This window comes from Vulcanibacillus modesticaldus (genome assembly GCF_001730235.1).
In the GTDB taxonomy this organism is placed as follows: Bacteria; Bacillota; Bacilli; order Tepidibacillales; family Tepidibacillaceae; genus Vulcanibacillus; species Vulcanibacillus modesticaldus.
This window is the reverse complement of the sequence record NZ_MIJF01000056.1, coordinates 1-18,306: the sequence shown is the minus strand read 5'-3', so window position 1 is coordinate 18,306 and position 18,306 is coordinate 1. Positions and strand designations below refer to the sequence as shown.

22 protein-coding genes and 1 other annotated feature are annotated in these 18,306 nt (G+C 33.9%); all 22 genes read left to right on the top strand.

What is annotated here, in order from left to right; genetic code table 11:
- Positions 1 to 234: 234 nt before the first annotated feature.
- The gene (locus BHF71_RS09115) at positions 235 to 474 is read left to right on the top strand and encodes a DUF4321 domain-containing protein (protein ID WP_069657348.1); all 240 of its coding nucleotides are present in this window, start codon (positions 235 to 237) and stop codon (positions 472 to 474) included.
- A gap of 10 nt (positions 475 to 484) precedes the next feature.
- On the top strand, positions 485 to 1,090 hold the full coding sequence (locus BHF71_RS09110; RefSeq protein WP_069657347.1) for a Maf family protein: 606 nt from the start codon (positions 485 to 487) through the stop codon (positions 1,088 to 1,090).
- A gap of 50 nt (positions 1,091 to 1,140) precedes the next feature.
- Positions 1,141 to 1,833, top strand: coding sequence for a RadC family protein (gene radC, locus BHF71_RS09105; RefSeq protein WP_084024479.1), 693 nt, complete (start codon positions 1,141 to 1,143; stop codon positions 1,831 to 1,833).
- A 44-nt stretch (positions 1,834 to 1,877) separates the two neighbouring features.
- Positions 1,878 to 2,909 carry a rod shape-determining protein gene (locus BHF71_RS09100; protein ID WP_069657346.1) on the top strand — a complete coding sequence of 344 codons (1,032 nt, stop codon included), beginning with the start codon at positions 1,878 to 1,880 and terminating at the stop codon, positions 2,907 to 2,909.
- A gap of 21 nt (positions 2,910 to 2,930) precedes the next feature.
- A complete protein-coding gene (gene mreC, locus BHF71_RS09095; RefSeq protein WP_069657345.1) occupies positions 2,931 to 3,821 on the top strand; it encodes a rod shape-determining protein MreC in 891 nt (296 codons plus the stop codon).
- Positions 3,822 to 4,322 carry a rod shape-determining protein MreD gene (mreD, locus tag BHF71_RS09090; protein WP_069657344.1) on the top strand — a complete coding sequence of 167 codons (501 nt, stop codon included), beginning with the start codon at positions 3,822 to 3,824 and terminating at the stop codon, positions 4,320 to 4,322.
- A gap of 29 nt (positions 4,323 to 4,351) precedes the next feature.
- A complete protein-coding gene (locus tag BHF71_RS09085) occupies positions 4,352 to 6,205 on the top strand; it encodes a peptidoglycan D,D-transpeptidase FtsI family protein (RefSeq protein ID WP_069657343.1) in 1,854 nt (617 codons plus the stop codon).
- A 79-nt stretch (positions 6,206 to 6,284) separates the two neighbouring features.
- A complete protein-coding gene (locus BHF71_RS09080) occupies positions 6,285 to 6,944 on the top strand; it encodes a septum site-determining protein MinC (RefSeq protein WP_069657342.1) in 660 nt (219 codons plus the stop codon).
- A gap of 11 nt (positions 6,945 to 6,955) precedes the next feature.
- Positions 6,956 to 7,753: a septum site-determining protein MinD gene (gene minD, locus BHF71_RS09075; protein ID WP_069657341.1), complete on the top strand. Its 798-nt coding sequence runs from the start codon at positions 6,956 to 6,958 to the stop codon at positions 7,751 to 7,753.
- A gap of 175 nt (positions 7,754 to 7,928) precedes the next feature.
- Positions 7,929 to 9,056, top strand: a complete 1,128-nt coding sequence (gene rodA / locus BHF71_RS09070) for a rod shape-determining protein RodA (protein WP_069657340.1) — start codon at positions 7,929 to 7,931, stop codon at positions 9,054 to 9,056.
- A 123-nt stretch (positions 9,057 to 9,179) separates the two neighbouring features.
- Complete coding sequence (locus BHF71_RS09065) at positions 9,180 to 9,872, top strand: M23 family metallopeptidase (RefSeq protein ID WP_069657339.1); 693 nt, start codon at positions 9,180 to 9,182, stop codon at positions 9,870 to 9,872.
- A complete protein-coding gene (locus BHF71_RS09060; RefSeq protein WP_069657338.1) occupies positions 9,865 to 10,752 on the top strand; it encodes a site-2 protease family protein in 888 nt (295 codons plus the stop codon). Before BHF71_RS09065 ends, BHF71_RS09060 begins: the two co-directional genes overlap by 8 nt.
- A gap of 104 nt (positions 10,753 to 10,856) precedes the next feature.
- Complete coding sequence (locus tag BHF71_RS09055; protein WP_069657337.1) at positions 10,857 to 12,305, top strand: Rne/Rng family ribonuclease; 1,449 nt, start codon at positions 10,857 to 10,859, stop codon at positions 12,303 to 12,305.
- A 64-nt stretch (positions 12,306 to 12,369) separates the two neighbouring features.
- Positions 12,370 to 12,442, top strand: a sequence feature (ribosomal protein L21 leader region).
- A 12-nt stretch (positions 12,443 to 12,454) separates the two neighbouring features.
- The gene (gene rplU, locus BHF71_RS09050) at positions 12,455 to 12,766 is read left to right on the top strand and encodes a 50S ribosomal protein L21 (RefSeq protein WP_069657336.1); all 312 of its coding nucleotides are present in this window, start codon (positions 12,455 to 12,457) and stop codon (positions 12,764 to 12,766) included.
- Between the two features lie 12 nt (positions 12,767 to 12,778).
- Entirely contained in the window at positions 12,779 to 13,126 is a 348-nt protein-coding gene (locus BHF71_RS09045) for a ribosomal-processing cysteine protease Prp (protein WP_069657335.1), read from the top strand.
- Positions 13,127 to 13,139: 13 nt separating this feature from the next.
- Positions 13,140 to 13,430 carry a 50S ribosomal protein L27 gene (rpmA, locus tag BHF71_RS09040; protein WP_069657334.1) on the top strand — a complete coding sequence of 97 codons (291 nt, stop codon included), beginning with the start codon at positions 13,140 to 13,142 and terminating at the stop codon, positions 13,428 to 13,430.
- Positions 13,431 to 13,532: 102 nt separating this feature from the next.
- Positions 13,533 to 14,147 (top strand): Spo0B domain-containing protein, encoded by a 615-nt coding sequence (locus BHF71_RS09035; RefSeq protein ID WP_069657333.1) that lies wholly within the window; start codon positions 13,533 to 13,535, stop codon positions 14,145 to 14,147.
- A 15-nt stretch (positions 14,148 to 14,162) separates the two neighbouring features.
- Positions 14,163 to 15,446 (top strand): GTPase ObgE, encoded by a 1,284-nt coding sequence (obgE, locus tag BHF71_RS09030; RefSeq protein WP_069657332.1) that lies wholly within the window; start codon positions 14,163 to 14,165, stop codon positions 15,444 to 15,446.
- A gap of 236 nt (positions 15,447 to 15,682) precedes the next feature.
- Positions 15,683 to 16,135, top strand: coding sequence for an ACT domain-containing protein (locus BHF71_RS09025; RefSeq protein ID WP_069657331.1), 453 nt, complete (start codon positions 15,683 to 15,685; stop codon positions 16,133 to 16,135).
- A gap of 86 nt (positions 16,136 to 16,221) precedes the next feature.
- Complete coding sequence (locus BHF71_RS09020; protein ID WP_069657330.1) at positions 16,222 to 16,794, top strand: LysM peptidoglycan-binding domain-containing protein; 573 nt, start codon at positions 16,222 to 16,224, stop codon at positions 16,792 to 16,794.
- Positions 16,795 to 16,874: 80 nt separating this feature from the next.
- On the top strand, positions 16,875 to 17,855 hold the full coding sequence (locus tag BHF71_RS09015; protein WP_069657329.1) for a phosphotransferase: 981 nt from the start codon (positions 16,875 to 16,877) through the stop codon (positions 17,853 to 17,855).
- Between the two features lie 178 nt (positions 17,856 to 18,033).
- Positions 18,034 to 18,306: helix-turn-helix domain-containing protein (locus tag BHF71_RS09010; RefSeq protein WP_176717347.1), on the top strand; the 273-nt coding region annotated here is incomplete at its 3' end.

Below are 18,306 nucleotides of genomic sequence, written 5' to 3'. Positions count from 1 at the left end.
AATTTGGTTAGAATAACTAATTCATAAGACTGCTAATTATCGAGCAGTCTTTTTTAACATCTAGGAAATCATCTTTGTGCACTTGTCACCATATAACTCTTCTGCTACACTTATAATTGATTGTAGTAATCAGTAAAAAAGTACATTAAATAGAAATTTTCATTTATGAATAATTTTTCAAAATAAGTAATGGTAATGTTATAGTACTTGGAGTATAGGGAGAAATTGAATCTTATGAGAAATAAACAAACAGCGATACTAGTGATATTTCTTGTAGTTGGATTATTACTAGGAAGTCTAATTGGGGAATTTTTTGCAAATTGGCTTCCAATATTAAACAAGTCACAACAGATTGTATGGGAGCCAAGAGCCGATTTTAATATTTTGAAGTATGATTTTTATCTTCAGGTTAAACTAAATGTAGCCAGTGTAATCGGTTTGTTGATTGCAATTTGGTTATATCGAAAAATATAGGTGATGTCAAATGAAAAAAATCATACTTGCTTCGTCTTCCCCAAGACGTAAAGAGCTGTTAGAATTGATTAAAATTCCCTTTACTGTCCATCCAAGTAAAGCTGAAGAAGTAATTGAAAAAGATGCTTCACCAGAAGATGTAGTTGAACAGTTAGCAATGATAAAAGCTAAGGAAGTTTCTAGTTATTATCAAGATGGGATAATAATTGGTGGCGATACTATCGTTGTGTATAACGACGTGATATTAGGAAAGCCAAAGGATGAAGAGGAAGCTTTTTCAATGTTAAAAATGCTTCAAGGTAATGTACATCAAGTGTATAGCGGTGTTGCTTTGGTGGATGCTAAAACAGGAAAATCATTGGCCGCCCATCAAGTGACCAATGTATATATGAGTTCTTTAACAGATGATGAAATAAATCTTTATATTAAAACCAAAGAACCAATGGATAAAGCAGGTTCTTATGGAATACAGGGTTATGGAGCGTTATTTATCGAAAAGATTGAGGGGGACTACTTTAATGTGGTTGGACTTCCTTTATCACTCCTTAAAACTCTATTCGAGAAGTTTGGAATTAATATAATGAAAGGTATATTACATCCCAAAAGCAAAGTGTAATCATCCGTGCTTTCCTCCTGCTTGTGGATGAGAAGTGGGAGGTATAAAATATGGAACAGATGAAGCAAATAATGGTAAGAGATATCCCGAAGGACGAGCGTCCAAGGGAACGGATGATACGTTTTGGGCCACAAAGTCTTAGTAATGTCGAGTTACTGGCTATTCTTCTGCGAACTGGTAGTTCTAATGAATCTGTATTTCAATTGGCGCAAAAAGTACTATCTGAGTTAGAAACTTTGCAAAATCTTAATGATGTTACGTTAGAGGAGCTTACTAAGATTAAAGGGATTGGTCCAGCAAAAGCTATACAGATTAAGGGGGCTATTGAACTTGGGAGAAGGGTTGTTAAATCGATTCCTCAGGATAAGATTCAAATTCGTTCTCCAAGGGATGTGGCCAATTTTATATTAGAAGATATGAAACATTTGAAACAGGAGCATTTTATAGCATTACTATTAGATACAAAGAATCAAATCATTGCAAAAGAAACAATAAGTATTGGTAGCTTAAATTCATCTATCGTTCATCCAAGAGAAGTGTTTAAACCAGCGATTAAAAAAAGTGTTTCAGCAATAATTGTGGTACATAATCATCCAAGTGGTGATCCTACTCCAAGTAAGGAAGACATTGAAGTCACTAACAGACTTGTTGAAGCTGGTAATATTCTTGGTATTGATCTTTTAGATCATGTAATAATTGGAGATTCGCGGTATATATCACTTAAAGATAGAGGAATGTTATAAATTAGGGAACAATACACCATAAGAACATGAAGGGAGATACAATAATGTTTGGTGGATTTAATCGTGAAATTGGAATTGACCTTGGTACAGCAAATACATTGGTTTATGTTAAGGGTAAAGGTATTGTATTGAGAGAACCGTCAGTAGTGGCGATTAACAATGATACTAAAGAGATTCAAGCTGTAGGTGAAGCAGCGAAACAGATGATTGGGAGAACTCCAGGAAGTATAGTTGCACGAAGACCGATGAAAGATGGAGTTATTGCTGATTTTGAGACTACTGCAACGATGTTACGATATTTTATTAACAAAACCGTAAAAACACGGGGTATTCTTCCAAGGAAGCCTTTTATTATGGTTTGTGTTCCATCTGGAATAACAGAAGTTGAGAAAAGAGCTGTAATTGATGCTGCTAAAGCAGCTGGTGCAAAAGAAGCCGGAACGATTGAAGAACCATTGGCAGCGGCAATAGGTGCTAATCTTCCAGTTTGGGAACCAACCGGAAGTATGATCGTAGATATAGGTGGTGGAACTACTGAAGTAGCCGTTATTTCTTTAGGTGGAATCGTTAGTAGTCGCTCAGTACGTGTGGCTGGTGATGAGATGGATGAAGCAATCGCTCATTACATTAAGAAAATGTATAATCTAATGATTGGGGAAAGAACTTCAGAACGTTTGAAGATTGAAATCGGATCTGCTATACCTCCTGAAAAGGAAGAATTTATGGAGATTAAAGGTCGAGATCTTGTAACTGGTTTACCTAAGACGATCAAAGTATCTTCAACTGAAATAGCTGAAGCGTTATCTGAAACCGTTAATAATATCATCAATGCGGTAAAAATGACTCTAGAGAAAACACCACCGGAACTAGCAGCGGATATAATGGATAGAGGTATTGTTTTAGCAGGTGGAGGAGCTTTACTTAGAAACCTTGATCGTCTGTTGAGTCAAGAAACTGGTATGCCAGTTCTTATTGCAGATAATCCTTTAGACTGTGTTGCTATTGGAACCGGACAGTCCCTTCAACATAGGGAGTTATTGCAGAACCAGTCTAAACGAATCAAGAGGACCAAGTAAATTTATGAGTAGGTGTTTGAGTTGGTTTCTAAGCTATTAAATAATAAACATCTGATTATCATTTTATTAAGTTTAATATTTTTAATTATTATAATGGGGATAACGATCAATCAACGTGATTTAACATGGCCTGAAAAACTAATTAAAGATACAGTAGCATGGACCCAGAATATTTTATATAAACCCGCTAATGTCATAGCGGGTTTCTTTGAAGATGTTCATGATTATAGGGTTGTTTTTGAAGAGAATAAAGCTTTGAAGAATAGTTTAGATCAATATATACAAGTTTTGGCAGAATTAAATGAATTAAAGGAAGAGAACGTTCGCTTAAAAGAAATGCTAGATTACAGACAACAAAATAGCTCTCGTTATCAGCTTACCGTGGCGAAAGTAATAGCGAGGAATCCTGATCGTTGGAATAATATGTTAGTGATCAATAAAGGTTCAAAGCAGGGGATAAAAAAGAATATGGCTGTGATTACTACCAAAGGATTTATAGGTAAAGTGTACAACGTTTCTAATTTTTCAGCAAACGTACAGCTAATAACTGATAATGAAGATAATAGTTTTGTTTTTGCTTCTATTCAAAGTAAACCCAAAACCTATGGCGTTGTTGGAGGATACGATAAAGTTAAGAATGAACTAAAAATAGAAAAAATAGATTTAGACGCCAATGTAGAACCCGGACAACTTGTTATTACTTCTAGTTTGGGTGGTATATTCCCAGATGGCTTAATCATAGGTGAAGTGGTTAGGGTTGAAGAAGATGGTAGTGGAGGTCTGACGAAGATAGCCTATGTGAGACCTGCTGCAGATATGTATCATATAGATGAAGTATTTGTAGTTACCGAAGCATTATTTGGAAACAATCAGTCAACCGCTACTGCTGTACCTAAAAAGGAGGAAGATTAGGTGCAAAGAAGATGGATGAGTGCTACCCTATTTCTTCTGTTCCTTTTGGAAAGTACAGTTTTTCAGTTGTTGCTTTTCGGCCGTTATGGATCAGATTATTCTATTTTTCCACGTTTCATGTTAATCTTCATCATATATATTTCTATCTACAAGGACAAAAAATTTGCTTTAATAGCAGGGCTCATATTTGGTTTACTACATGATATTGTACTTGGAAGGGTTATTGGCGTTTATATGATAGGAATGGCTGGGATTGCTTATTTCAGTGGTTGGCTCACTCAACATTTCCACCCTACTTTTTTATTATATTTTTTAGCTGAATTAATAGGAAATTTGGCATTTGAATTGTATTTGTACGGGATGTTACGATTGTACCAACTGATAAATATTCCATTTAATTGGATGGCCTCCAATATTCTAATTCCAACAGTTATTTTTAATCTCTTTTTTGCACTAGTTTTTTATTTACCTTTAAGAAAATTAATAGAAGGCAGTGAGTGATAATTGTCTTTATTTTGGGGTGAGCAGCTATGAAGTTGTCAAAGGATAAGAAGCCAATTGCTATAAAAAAAATAAATATTCTTTTTTTCATTGTTTTTATTCTATTTGCTGCTATCATTTTTCGATTATCATATGTCCAATTAGTTGAAGGTGAAAAATATAAGGAATTAGCTGATAAGAATAGAACGAAAAAGATTCCAATCACTGCACCAAGGGGATTAATTAAAGACGCTAATAAGGAAATCTTGGTTAGTAATAAAACTGTTTGGACGATAACTTTCCAAATCGATGAAGATTCAGAGCAGGATTTCGAAAAAATAGCTTATAATTTGGCAAAAATTTTAGCAAAACCTGAAGATGATATAGAACAGGTCAAAGAAGACATCCTCAAAAGTATGGATGTTGGTCCATATTATCGAGCATCTAAATATATTCCACGGGTTATTAAAGTCGATATTAACGAAAAAGCAAGAGCTTATATTGAAGAACATAAAGCTGAGCTTCCTGGAATAGAGATCATTCCAGATCAAATGCGAAACTATATCTATAATGATTTTATGGCGCAAGTCATTGGCTATACGAGAAGCATACCAAACAGCGAGTTAGATTATTATCAAGCTTTAGGGTACAAATTAACGGATCGGATTGGAAGGTATGGTTTAGAGAAACAATATGAATATGTATTACATGGTCGTGATGGAGAAAATGTTGTTGAAGTTGATAGTAGGTACTCTGCGATCAAGCAAAAGGACCTAAAAAAACCGATTCCTGGGAATAACATCATATTAACTGTGGATAGACGTTTTCAGCAGGCTGTGGAACAATCTATGGAAAAGCAGATCAATAGACTACAAAGTAGAACGGTAAAACCATTAAAAGATGTTGAGAAAGCTACTGCAGTGGTGTTAGATGTCAAAACTGGGGCTGTTCTTGCAATGGGAAACTATCCACGTTTTGATCCTAATTGGTATAATAGTCCGATTTCACAAGAATTATATGAAAATTATATTATGCCATATGCCGCAAATACCGCCATTAGAGGACGTTTTCCAGTCGGATCAACAGTAAAGCCACTTACAGTCTTAATGGGGTTAGAAGAAGAAATTATTGAACCAGATACGGTTATCGTTGATAAAGGACGAATCCTTTATGACCGAGATCCCAATGGTAATCCTTTATATATGAAAAACTACGGAAGCAAAGCAAATGGACCGATCACATTACAACAAGCTCTTCAAAAATCTAGTAATGTTTTCATGACGGAAATAGCTTTAGCGATGCGTGAAAAATTTGGGATTATAAAGACTTTAGAGATAATGCGTTATTATGATCGAATGTTTGGTTTAGGGGAGAAAACTGGCATTGATCTTCCTGAAGAACTTCCCGGATACATGTCGTCAAGTTTAAACTACGTTCACCATACTATCGGACAGCATGATACTTTTACAGCAATGCAATTAGCACAGTACGTTACTGCAATAGCTAATGGTGGTTATCGAATGAGACCATATCTAGTTCAAGCGATAGAGGATGGTGTTTCCGGTAAGATCATCTACAAATTTGAACCTGAAGTATTAAATAAAGTAGATATATCTGAAGAGAATCTTAAAGCGGTACAAGAAGGAATGTATGAAGTTACACAACCTGGTGGTACAGCTTATTATGCTTTGAGAGGATTACCAATTAAGATTGCAGCCAAAACTGGAACGGCTCAAGCTGCAGAAAGGAATAAGGATGACCATGGTATTTTTATCGGTTATGCCCCTTATGAAAGTCCAGAAATAGCCTTTGCAATCATCATTCCATATGGTGGAGGTAGTTCTGCGGCTGGTCCAATTGTTAGAGATATTATTGAGGCATATCTTCAAATATATAAATCGTAAATCATAGTTTTTCTTACCATCATGTTGCAGGAATTTTTAGGTTATTGGCGAATTGTTAAGAATGAGGTGATCTTTGGCAATGGCAAAAAAACAAAATGTAAGCATCAAAGGAACCAAAGATGGCCTAGTATTTCTTATTAATGACGATTGTTCTTTTGATGATGCAATAAATGAATTGAAGGATATTTTAGAAAATACCCATCAAAATATTTTAGATGGTCCACCTACAAAAGTAACTATCAAAGTAGGGTATCGAAACTTCTCAACCGAACAATATAAGAGATTAAAAGAAGTTTTTAAAGCAAAAGAAAATCTATTAGTTGAGAAAATAGAGAATGAACTTGATAAACTAAAAAATCGTGTAGAGAGCCAAGTAAAAGTAATCACTGGAACAATACGCTCGGGACAGGTATATCAACATCAAGGGAATATTTTGTTGATTGGAGATATTAATCCCGGGGGATTCTTGAAGGCTACAGGGGATATTTATGTAATAGGTTCCTTAAGAGGGATAGCACATGCAGGTTATGATGGGGATGAGAGCTCAATTATAGCTGCGGCAATTATGGAACCTACCCAGCTAAGAATTGGTAAGTCCGTCAGTTTTGCTGTAGAACAATGGGGAGAAATGGATAATTCAAAAAATCTGTTTGCTTATGTCAAAAATAACGAAATTGTTTTAGAAAAGTACCAGCACATTTCGAGATTGAATAGGGATTTCATGGGCACTTTGTATTAGGAGGTAAAAAGATGGGAGAAGCTATCGTTATTACTTCGGGTAAAGGAGGAGTAGGGAAGACAACAACAACTGCAAATATTGGTACGGCTTTGGCGTTGTCTGGTAAAAAAGTTTGTTTAGTTGATACAGATATTGGACTTAGAAACCTAGATGTGATTATGGGTTTAGAACACCGAATTATTTACGACCTCGTTGATGTCGTTGAAGGGGTTTGTCGTCTAAAGCAGGCTCTAATCAAAGATAAACGATTTAATGCTCTATCACTTTTACCTGCAGCTCAAACTAAGGATAAAAATGCTGTAACTCCTGAACAGATGAAAGAGATAGTAGATGAATTAAAGAATGAGTTTGATTACGTTCTTATCGACTGTCCAGCTGGAATTGAACGAGGATTTAAGAATGCAGTAGCTGGTGCTGACCATGCAATTGTGATTACTACTCCTGAAGTATCTGCTGTTAGGGATGCGGATCGGATAATTGGTTTATTAGAAGCTGAGCGACAAATAAGTCCTCCAAAACTAATAATTAATCGTATTCGACCACATATGATGAAAAATGGAGAAATAATGGATGTAGAAGAAGTTGTGTCTATCTTGGCGATTGATTTATTAGGAATTGTTCCTGATGATGAAAATATCATTAGATCCTCAAATTATGGTGAGCCGGTGGCTTTAAATCCTGAAATTAAAGGTGGATTAGCTTATCGGAATATTGCCCGCAGAATCTTGGGAGAAACAGTACCTTTGATAAAACTAGAAGATAAACCAGGATTCTTTACTAAAGCCAAGAGAATCTTAGGTATTAGATAAACTTAAATATTGTGATGTAAACCCCGGCAATAGGGGTTTTTTACTTTTACAAAGTAATTAATTACAGGTTAGTTAGCGTTGTTATTTTTTGGATGAATTTTTACCTGTTTTTTTTTGCTGTCAAAAAGTATAATAAAATAGGAGAATTACCCTAGATTTAGAGGGGGTATCATATATGGTTTTTTCAAAGCGGTTAATTAAATACATTGATTATTGGATAATACTAATTATCATCGGATTAGCTATGTTTAGCTATTTTGGAATATCTAGTGCCAAACCTGATTCTTCTTATGCTTTAAAGCAATTGATATGGTATGGCTTGGGTCTTATCGTTTTATTAGTAATACTTTACGTTGATAACGATTTGATCCGTCATTATGCGTATTTTGCTTATGTTGTAGGAATTGTTTTATTATTGGGACTTTTTCTTTTTGCTGGTAAAACTAAAGGAATCACAGGTTGGTATAATTTAGGTTTTTTCAAATTCCAGCCAGCGGAGTTAATGAAAATATTTACAATTATTACCGTCGCTAAATACTTAGACAAGAGACAAGAAAAACGATTTGAAAGTTTTATAGAATTATTTCCCTTGTTTTTAATATTTGGTGTACCGCTTTTATTAATTTTGATTCAGCCTGACTTGGGCACCGCTCTTGTTTTTGTAAGTATCATGCTTAGTATGATGTTGGTTTATGGAGTAAAAGGTAAACACTTCGCGATTTTAGGTGGTATTGCTGGGCTGGGACTTTTAGGATTAACACTTTTATACAAATTTAATCAAGAATTGTTTTCTAAGCTTGTCCCCCCACATCAGTTGAATAGATTAGTCTCCTTTATCGATCCCAGTAAAGATCCTTTAGGGAGTGGGTATCAAGTTATTCAATCACTGATAGCCGTCGGTTCGGGGCAATTATATGGTGTAGGGTTATATCAAGGACAACAAGGCAAGAACAACTGGGTTCCTGAGGCCCATACGGATTTTATTTTTTCGGTTATTGCTGAGGAACATGGTTTTATTGGTGCAAGTATATTAATTTTACTATTCTTCTTATTGATTTATCGAATCGTTCATATAGGAATTAATTCGCAGGATCGATTTGGAACTTATGTAGCTGCAGGCATGGTTGGGATGTTCGTTTTCACCATTTTTGAAAATGTGGGGATGACAATAGGTTTAATGCCGATTACTGGTATCCCTTTACCTTTTGTAAGTTATGGAGGAAGTTCTCTATTAACTAACTTTATCTCTATTGGAATTATATTGAATATTGGAATGAGGAGAAAGCCGTTGATGTTTGAATAATTAAGTCACATCAGTGGCTTATTTTTTTTACTTACTCAAAGGTGCGTTAGCTTTTTTATGAATAAATTAAAAAAATAGTTCATATGTTGTAATAGATTAGACAAGCCGAAAGGGGGAGCAGAAATGGGGTACAATTCTGAGATACAAAAAAGAAGAAAAAAAAGAATATCTGAACTCTATAACAAAAAAGGATTATCTTTTCAACATAATAGGCGCCCCGAATATTTACCCTCAAGCGAGCTAGGTTTTAATTATGGTTCAAGATTTTTAATAAGAGCTATTATATCGATATTTTTGGTGCTTGCGGTTTACGTAGTCTTTCAAATCAATCAGCCAAATGCAATTAATACACAAAATTTTATTAAAGAATCACTGACAAGAGAATATAATTTTAGAGGTTTATATAATTGGTATCATCAAATATTTGTCGGCAATCCTGCTATTATACCGACATTCAAAAAAAAGGTAAGGAAAATTAATTATGAATTTCAATCACCATTTTCAATTGCTCCTACTAAAATCACTAGAAGTGAACAAGGAATTTATATAGACGTCAAGGATAAACAACCTGTTCTTGCAATTGGAAAAGGGATCGTAATCAATGTAGGAAAAAATCGTAAACTAGGAAATATAGTAATGATAAGACACAAAAATGGGGTTGAAAGTATATATGCGTTATTAGACAAGGTAGCTATCGAAAAAAATGAATGGGTTGAATCAGGACAATTATTAGGTACTGTGAAACAAAGAATGTTTTTAGCCATCAAAAGTAATAATAGTTATTTAAATCCCCAGGATGTGATTTCTTTTGAATAAAGCATTCTTTATAAGCTTCTATTCCTTTGAAAGGTTCAAAATAACGATTAATCCCTTTTTTTGGATTATTATAATCGGAGCAATATTAACTGGCCAAATAGTGGAAATAATTACGTTGTTCGCTGTAGTAATAATTCATGAAATAGGACATCTATTTACAGCAAATAGTTATCAATGGAAAATAATAGAGATTCAGCTGTTGCCTTTTGGAGGGATGGCAAAGGTTGAACAAATTACTGATTCCATCTGGGAGGAATTTATTGTCGCCATTTCTGGACCTTTTCAAAATTTAATGATGATCATTATTGCGATTACTTTTCAAAAAATGAATTTGTGGTCAAAGGAATGGACCACTTTTTTTATTAATGCAAATGTATTAGTTGGAGTATTCAATTTGTTGCCTATTTCCCCTTTAGATGGTAGTAAAATTTTGAAAGTATTTTTCTATCGGTATTTTCCCTTTCGTAAGGCTTTGATATACTCAATATTTATTAGTATTGTATTAAGCATATTATTTTTGCTATTAGTTAGTGGAATAATTTTAGGTACGAAAATAAATATTAATGGACTAATCTTAGCTATTTTTTTTATTTACAACAATTTACAAGATTTTAAACAGGTTCCATACCTTTTTTGGAATTTTCTCATTCAGAAGTTGAAGATAAAGCCAAGAAGGAATATACAGGCTCTCCCTATAATTGTACATCGGGATACTCCTTTGATTGAAGCGTTGCAATTATTGCGAAAGGAAAAGTACCATCTGTATTATTTACTTTCTGATGATGGAGAAATTATTAATGTTATACCAGAAGAGAAGTTACTAGAAAACATTTTTGATAATAAGGAATTGTACCGGCCGATTTATCAGATAGTAGGTTAAAACGTATATAGAATAAAAGTAAAATATGTTAAAATGGTTATATTATTCAGTACCAATCTTAGGGCTTTCTTAAAGATAATTTGGTAATGTTGGAGTGGAAATTTATGAAAAAAATTATTGTTAATATAGCTCACAATCAATCAAGGGCAGCAATACTTGAAGATGGGCGACTCATTGAGTTTTACGTTGAAAAACCTACAGAGAAGTTAGTGGGAAATATCTACATAGGAAAAGTAGTGAATGTTTTGCCGGGTATGCAAGCAGCCTTTGTTGATATCGGAATTGGAAGGAATGCTTTTTTGTATGTAGGTGATGCCATAAATATCAATGAAAATGAAAAGGGCAAGGTATTACCGAATATCAACGAAGTTTTAAAAGAAGGACAAAAATTAATTGTCCAAGTAAAAAAAGAACCCTTTGGAACTAAAGGTCCAAGGGTTACCGCTCAGATATCGCTGCCAGGTCGCTATCTAGTTTATATGCCAAATGGATCACATATTGGGGTATCAAAAAAAATTACAGATGACGAAGAACGCAACCGCTTAAGAACACTTGGTGATTCATTGAGACAAGAGCAAGAAAGTTTGATAATACGAACAAAGGCAACTGAAGCTAGTGATGAGCAACTAAAGAGAGATATTGAATTTCTAAGAGGTTTATGGCTATCAACAACAGAACAAAGTAAAAAAATTAACACTCCATCATTGATATACAAAGATTTAGATTTAGTGGCAAGATTAGTTAGAGACTTACTTACAGAAGACGTGTTGCAATTTGTAATAGATGATGGCTTTGAATACCGAAAAATTAAAGAAATGATTAAACATTCTGCTCCAGAGTTTGTTGAACGCTTATCTTTGTATACTGATAAACAACATATATTTGATGCTTACGATATTCAAGCTGAAATTGATAAGGCTACCAGAAGGAAAATATGGCTAAAAAGTGGCGGTTATATTATTATTGACAAAACAGAAGCTCTTACTGTTATTGATGTAAACACAGGTAAGTACATTGGACATTCGCGCTTAGAAGATACTGTGCTTAAGACTAATTTAGAAGCTGCTGTTGAAATAGCAAGGCAATTAAGATTACGTGACATTGGTGGTATTATTATTATCGATTTTATTGATATGGAAAATGAAGATAATCGATTAAAAATTTTAGAAGTTCTTGAGGAAGAATTGAAAAAGGATAGTACTAAATCTAAAGTATTGGGTTTAACACAATTAGGTCTTGTAGAAATAACTAGAAAAAAAGTGAGGCAAAGTTTAGATAGCGTTCTATTAAGATCATGCCCAATGTGTGATGGTACAGGAAGAGTTATTTCCGAAGATGAAATATACCGCAAAATTGAAAGGGAAATAGCCTCTTTTAAAGAGCATACGTCAATTAAGAGCTTGATCATTGAAGTTCATCCGTTAATGGTTCCCTATTTTAAAGGTACGAATCAGGATAATTTACAATATCTAGAAAAAATAAGTGATAAGTTGATATATATCAAAGGAAATAGTAATCTTCATTTTCATCATTACAATATACAATTTATGTAATAGATAAAAAGTGAATTGACACTTTATCTCGTATATGATAATATTTTTCTGTAGTGTGCAAAAAACACTTCGACAACCGCTCAGAGTGGGTTTAAGCATGTTTTCATGCACCTATGATGGCGAGTCCTAATTAAGAGGAGGTGCGGCATATGTACGCAATTATTAAAACTGGTGGAAAACAATACAAAGTTCAAGAAGGCGATGTAATCTACGTTGAGAAGTTGTCCGCAAATGAAGGAGACGTTGTTGAGTTTGATCAAGTATTAATGGTTCAAAATGACAATGGGCTAGTTGTGGGCAATCCAACAGTAGCTAATGCTAAAGTTACTGGTAAAGTAGAAAAGCACGGTAGAGGTAAGAAGATTATCGTGTACAAGTATAAAGCTAAGAAGAACTATCGTCGTAAGCAAGGACATCGTCAACCATACAGTAAAGTAGTAATCGAAAAAATTAATGCTTAATTTGTTAAGGTTATGATTAAGGTAATAGTAAAGAAATCGATAACTGAAGATCGGATTCTTCATGTAACTATTAAGGGTCATGCCTATTATGATGAACCAGGTAAAGATATCGTCTGTTCTGCCGTATCTGCTCTAGCGATAGGTGCGGTAAATTCGGTGGAGATCCTTTTAAACCTTAACTTAAATCCTAAGGAAGGGTTAGAGGAGAATGGATACTTAGCTTGGGATGTTCCTAAGATAGATGATCCACAAACAGACGATCGTTTACAGCTTTTAATGAAGGCAATGGTTGAGTCATTACTGATGATTGAAGAGGAATATAAACGTTATATAAAAGTGTTCATAGAAACAGCCCAATAGGAGGTGGATAGTTATGCTAAAAATGAACTTACAACTATTTGCTCAGAAAAAAGGAGTAGGTAGTACTAAAAACGGTCGTGACAGCATTTCCAAGCGTTTAGGTGTTAAGCGTGCTGATGGACAATTAGTAACTGCTGGAAGCATTCTAGTTCGTCAACGTGGTACTAAAATTTATCCAGGCGTAAACGTGGGTATCGGTGGAGATGATACTTTATTTGCTAAAGTAGAAGGTGTTGTAAAATTCGAGCGCCTTGGACGTGATCGCAAAAGAGTAAGCGTATATCCAGTAGCAGCTGAAGCTTAATTGAAAACTAGATTCCCGGTCTTATGACTGGGATTTTTTTGTTTCTTCATCACTAAAAAATAAGATATACTGAAATGTAGAAATAATATGGAGATGGTTTTTTTGAAAGATTTGTTTAGAAATCAAAAAAAGTGGGAATCTAACGATAGTGATGATTTTTTTGACGTTGCAAAAAATGAAGAATTAATTCAAGTCCTGAGAAAATACCGACATGATTGGTTAAATCATCTGCAAATTATTTTTGGTTATGCCACCTTAAAAAAATCTGAGGAGATTATTTCATACATAAAAAAAATTAATCATAGTTCAAGGCGAGAAGCTATTATTTCTTCTTTCAATAATGTAAATTTGGCGGCTTATCTCCTAAAATTAACTTTGGATTATCAGGAATTATTTATTGAGCTAGAGTTAGAAGAAAGCGTACCTTCTAAAGAAAAGTATGTAGATGGTGATCTGGTTTTAGTTATTCTAAAGAAATTTGTTGATATTTTTAATGAAGCTGTTACTAAAAATGAGGATCAAAAATTATATATATCAATTTCTGGAACAAATAACTACTTGATCATTAAATTAGAGTTTGAAGGGAATACCAAAGAGATTTCTCAAGCTATACATAACTTGGGAGAAGAATTTAATAATCAAAATGGTGAATTTTTCATCAATATAAATAATGATGATGAATTTGTATTGGAATTACACTTTCTGTTAAATCAATAAGATTGAGGTGTTATTATGTTCGTTGATGTAGTCAAAATATATGTTAAAGCTGGAGATGGCGGAAACGGTCAAAAAGCCTTTCGCCGTGAAAAATATGTTCCACTAGGTGGCCCTGCTGGTGGAGATGGAGGCAAGGGTGGAGATATAATTTTAGAAGTAGATGAAGGTTTGAGGACTTTATTAGATTTTCGTTACCAAAAACATTTTAAAGCTGATAGAGGGGAACACGGAAGAAGTAAGGGACAACATGGTGCTAATGCTGAAGATAAGATTATTAAAGTACCACCTGGAACAGTGGTTATTGATGATGATACAAAGGAAGTTCTTGCTGACTTAACTCATCATGGACAACAAGTAGTTATTGCTAAAGGGGGTAGAGGAGGCAGAGGAAATATGCGTTTTGCTACCCCAGCAAATCCAGCACCAGATATTGCAGAAAAGGGTGAACCAGGTGAGGAACGTTATATTACGCTCGAACTTAAGGTTCTTGCTGATGTGGGATTAGCTGGTTTTCCAAGTGTAGGTAAATCAACTTTATTAGGAACAGTTTCAAAGGCTAAGCCCAAGATTGCTGCTTACCATTTTACTACATTAATGCCAAACCTAGGCGTAGTCGATGTTGGTGATGGCAGAAGCTTTGTAATGGCAGATCTCCCTGGATTGATAGAAGGTGCTCATTTAGGAGCAGGATTAGGGCATCAATTTTTACGACATATTGAACGAACTAGGATTATAGTTCATGTAGTTGATATGTCGGGAATTGAAGGTAGAGATCCTTATGAAGACTGGATTAAAATTAACAACGAGCTTGAGCAATATAATTTAAAACTTATGGAAAGGCCGCAAATAATTGCTGCAAACAAAATGGATATTCCACAGGCTGAAGAAAATTTAGTAGAGTTTCGAAAAAAAGTCGGAGATAAATATCCTATATACCCTATTTCAGCAGCAACCGGACAAGGGATCCAAGAATTATTATTTGCTGTAGCAGACATGTTAGATCAAATCCCTATAGAACCATTGGTAGAAGAAGTTGTAGAAGAAGAGCGAAAAATTTATAAACATAAGCCAAAAGAAGAAGTTGAGTTCACCATAAGAAGGGAAAATGAAATTTTTGTAATCGAAAGCAAGAAAATCGAAAAGTTATTTAAAATGACTGATTTTAATCAATATGATTCTGTACAACGTTTTGCTAGAATTCTACGTAAAATGGGTGTGGATGATCAATTGAGGAAAATGGGTGCTAAAAATGGCGATAGCGTTCGGATAGCAGATTATGAGTTTGAATTCGTTGAATAAATCAAAAATTTTATTGATGATGCTCTAGCAGTATTACCAGATAAGAGAAGGATTTTATTAGAAGAAGTCCAGCAAATAAGTTTTCCAACAATAAAGTTAGCTTTGAATGACTAGGTTTCTTATGATTATTAAACTTTTTTGGGAGCAGTTGCTCCCAAAATTGTTATTGTTATTCACCAAAATCCATAGTAAAATGTCCATTATAAAAATACCATCGTACATTCCAGGGGGACTATATGAAGAAAAATACCGAAAAAGATACGTTCTATTTAGTTCGTTCAAATATTTTACCTGAGGCTATTCTTAAAACGATTGAAGCAAAAAAGCTATTAGATAGTGGAGAAGTAGATATGGTTTATGAAGCTGTGAAAAGGGTTGGACTAAGCAGGAGTGCTTATTACAAATACAAAGATGGAATTTTTCCCTTTAATGCAATGATGAAAGAAAAAATAGTGACGATCTCCATGGATTTGGAACATAAATCGGGACTTTTATCTAAAGTATTATCACTAATTGCAAGACTAGGTGGAAATGTATTAACGATAAATCAAACGATTCCTCTGCAAGAAATAGCAAATATTGTCCTTTCAATTGATACGGTAAATATGAAGGATGGAATTACAGAATTGCTAGATTTGTTAAAGGAAATGGAAGGTGTTAAGAGGGTCCAACTTATCGGGAGAGGTTAGTGAAAGATATTTTTCTGCCCAATTTATTAGCAAAATGCCTATAGACGCATATGATGTATTGTATTTTAGCTAGGAGGGTAGAACGGATGAAAATTCACATTGTAAAAAAAGGTGATAATTTATGGATAATAGCTCAAAAACATAATGTTGACATGCAAACATTAATTGAAGCTAACCCACAAATTAAAAATCCTGATAAGTTAGAGGTCGGAATGAAGATAATTATTCCTCAGGGAAATATGTCTAAAGAACCAGAACACCCAAAACCAATGCCGCAACCTGAGAAGCCAAAACCACCTGAAAAGCCTGAAAAACCAAAAATGCCACACAAGATGCCACATAAGATGCCAAAAATGCCGGGAATGCCGATGATTCCAGTAATTCCGATAATACCGATATTCCCACCATATATGCCTGAGATGCCAGTTCCTTATCCTGAACCACCTCAAGAAAAATATCCCATGAAGATGCCACAAATGCCACAAATGCCGCAAAAGAAACCGCCTAAAATGCCAATGAAGAATCCATATTTTATAATGCCATATGGTCAAATGTCACAAATGGACCCATGCATGGACATGAACTCACCTTATGAAAGATATGAGAGTTCTTCAAGCTCAAATTATGAGGGATATGAAAACTCTGATAGTTCTGATTAGGCAATTTATCTTTATAAAATATGCTCCCACTGGACTGAGTGGGAGTTTATTATATATATGATTTTCTAGGGGGAATAGGTATGGGGGAACTGTTTCAAGAGAAAATATTCAAAAATTATGGTATTTTACCTAATAAAATTACACGTTTTAATCATCTTTTGAGGGTTACTTCAAGGGAAGGGGAGTGGGTGATAAAGGGTTATAAGAAACCAGTTTCAAATATTATGTGGATAAATTATTTAAGCCAAGAATTGAAAAAAAAAGGATTTAAAAGAATTTCAATGATTTTATTAACAAATAATGGTCTGCCTTGGTTTAATATAGGTGAACAATTATTCATACTTATGCCATGTATCAAAGGGAAAATGGCCAATTATACAATGGAAACAGATCTTGAAAAGGTAATAGAAGTATTGGCTGGTTTTCATCATCATGGAGGTTGGATTGGTGACGATTATTTTCCTAATATATACAAGCCCATATACCTCAAATATCTAGAACGATTAGGACGTTTTCAGGAACTATATCAACATCTCATTAACAAAGTAAAAAAAGATCAGTTAGATCGGCAAATACTTGTTTTAGCTCCTACAATCATTAAACTTGCTAAAAATTCTTTGCAGGCGATAGACCTTAAACAACTTAATCATTTGTACCAAGAAGCTATTGATAATCATTTGGTAGTACATAGAGATGTTGCAAGTCATAACTTCATTATCGGGGAGCAGTCATGGATTATTGATTTTGATTTGTCAAGCTATGAGCCACAGTTTTTAGATTTATTACAACTAATAAATAGGGTTATAGTAGATTGGAATTGGGATCTTGAGATGTTTGTTAAACTGGAAAATACTTATCATTCTTATCGGAAAATACGAAATGAGGAAAAAAAACTAATACGTCAACTATCTTTATTTCCTAATGATTTTTTTAGGGAAAGTTTAGGAGCATATTTATATCCAAACAGATATAAAAAGAAAAATGTTTTAAAAATTATCAATAAATACAATGAAAACCTAGAAGCATATCTTTTTTTTCAAAAAAATCTTAAGGATATATAATAATTTGTTAAAACATTGAAGCTTTTGTATAATCATCTTGATAGAACTTTTACGGAACGAGTTTGACCGTGTTAAATGAAACAAGGAGGCTGATTAACAGTTGACGAATTTATATGTTACAGAGAAGATATGATCCAAATAGTAACAGCCCAAAAAATAATAAGGGAAATGAAAGAAAATGATTAAAACTTACAAAGTGATATTAAAACCAAATAACAAGCAGCGAACTAAGTTATTTGAAAATGCTGGTGTAAGTAGATGGGCTTATAACTTTGCTTTAGCAAGACAAAAAGATAACTATGATAAAGGTGGAAAGTTTCTTAAAGATAGTGTTCTAAGAAAAGAACTAACTATTTTAAAGAAAACAAAAGAATATAGTTGGTTAAATAATTATTCAAATAATGTAACTAAGCAAGCTATTAAAGACGCTTGCGATAGCTTCACAAAGTTT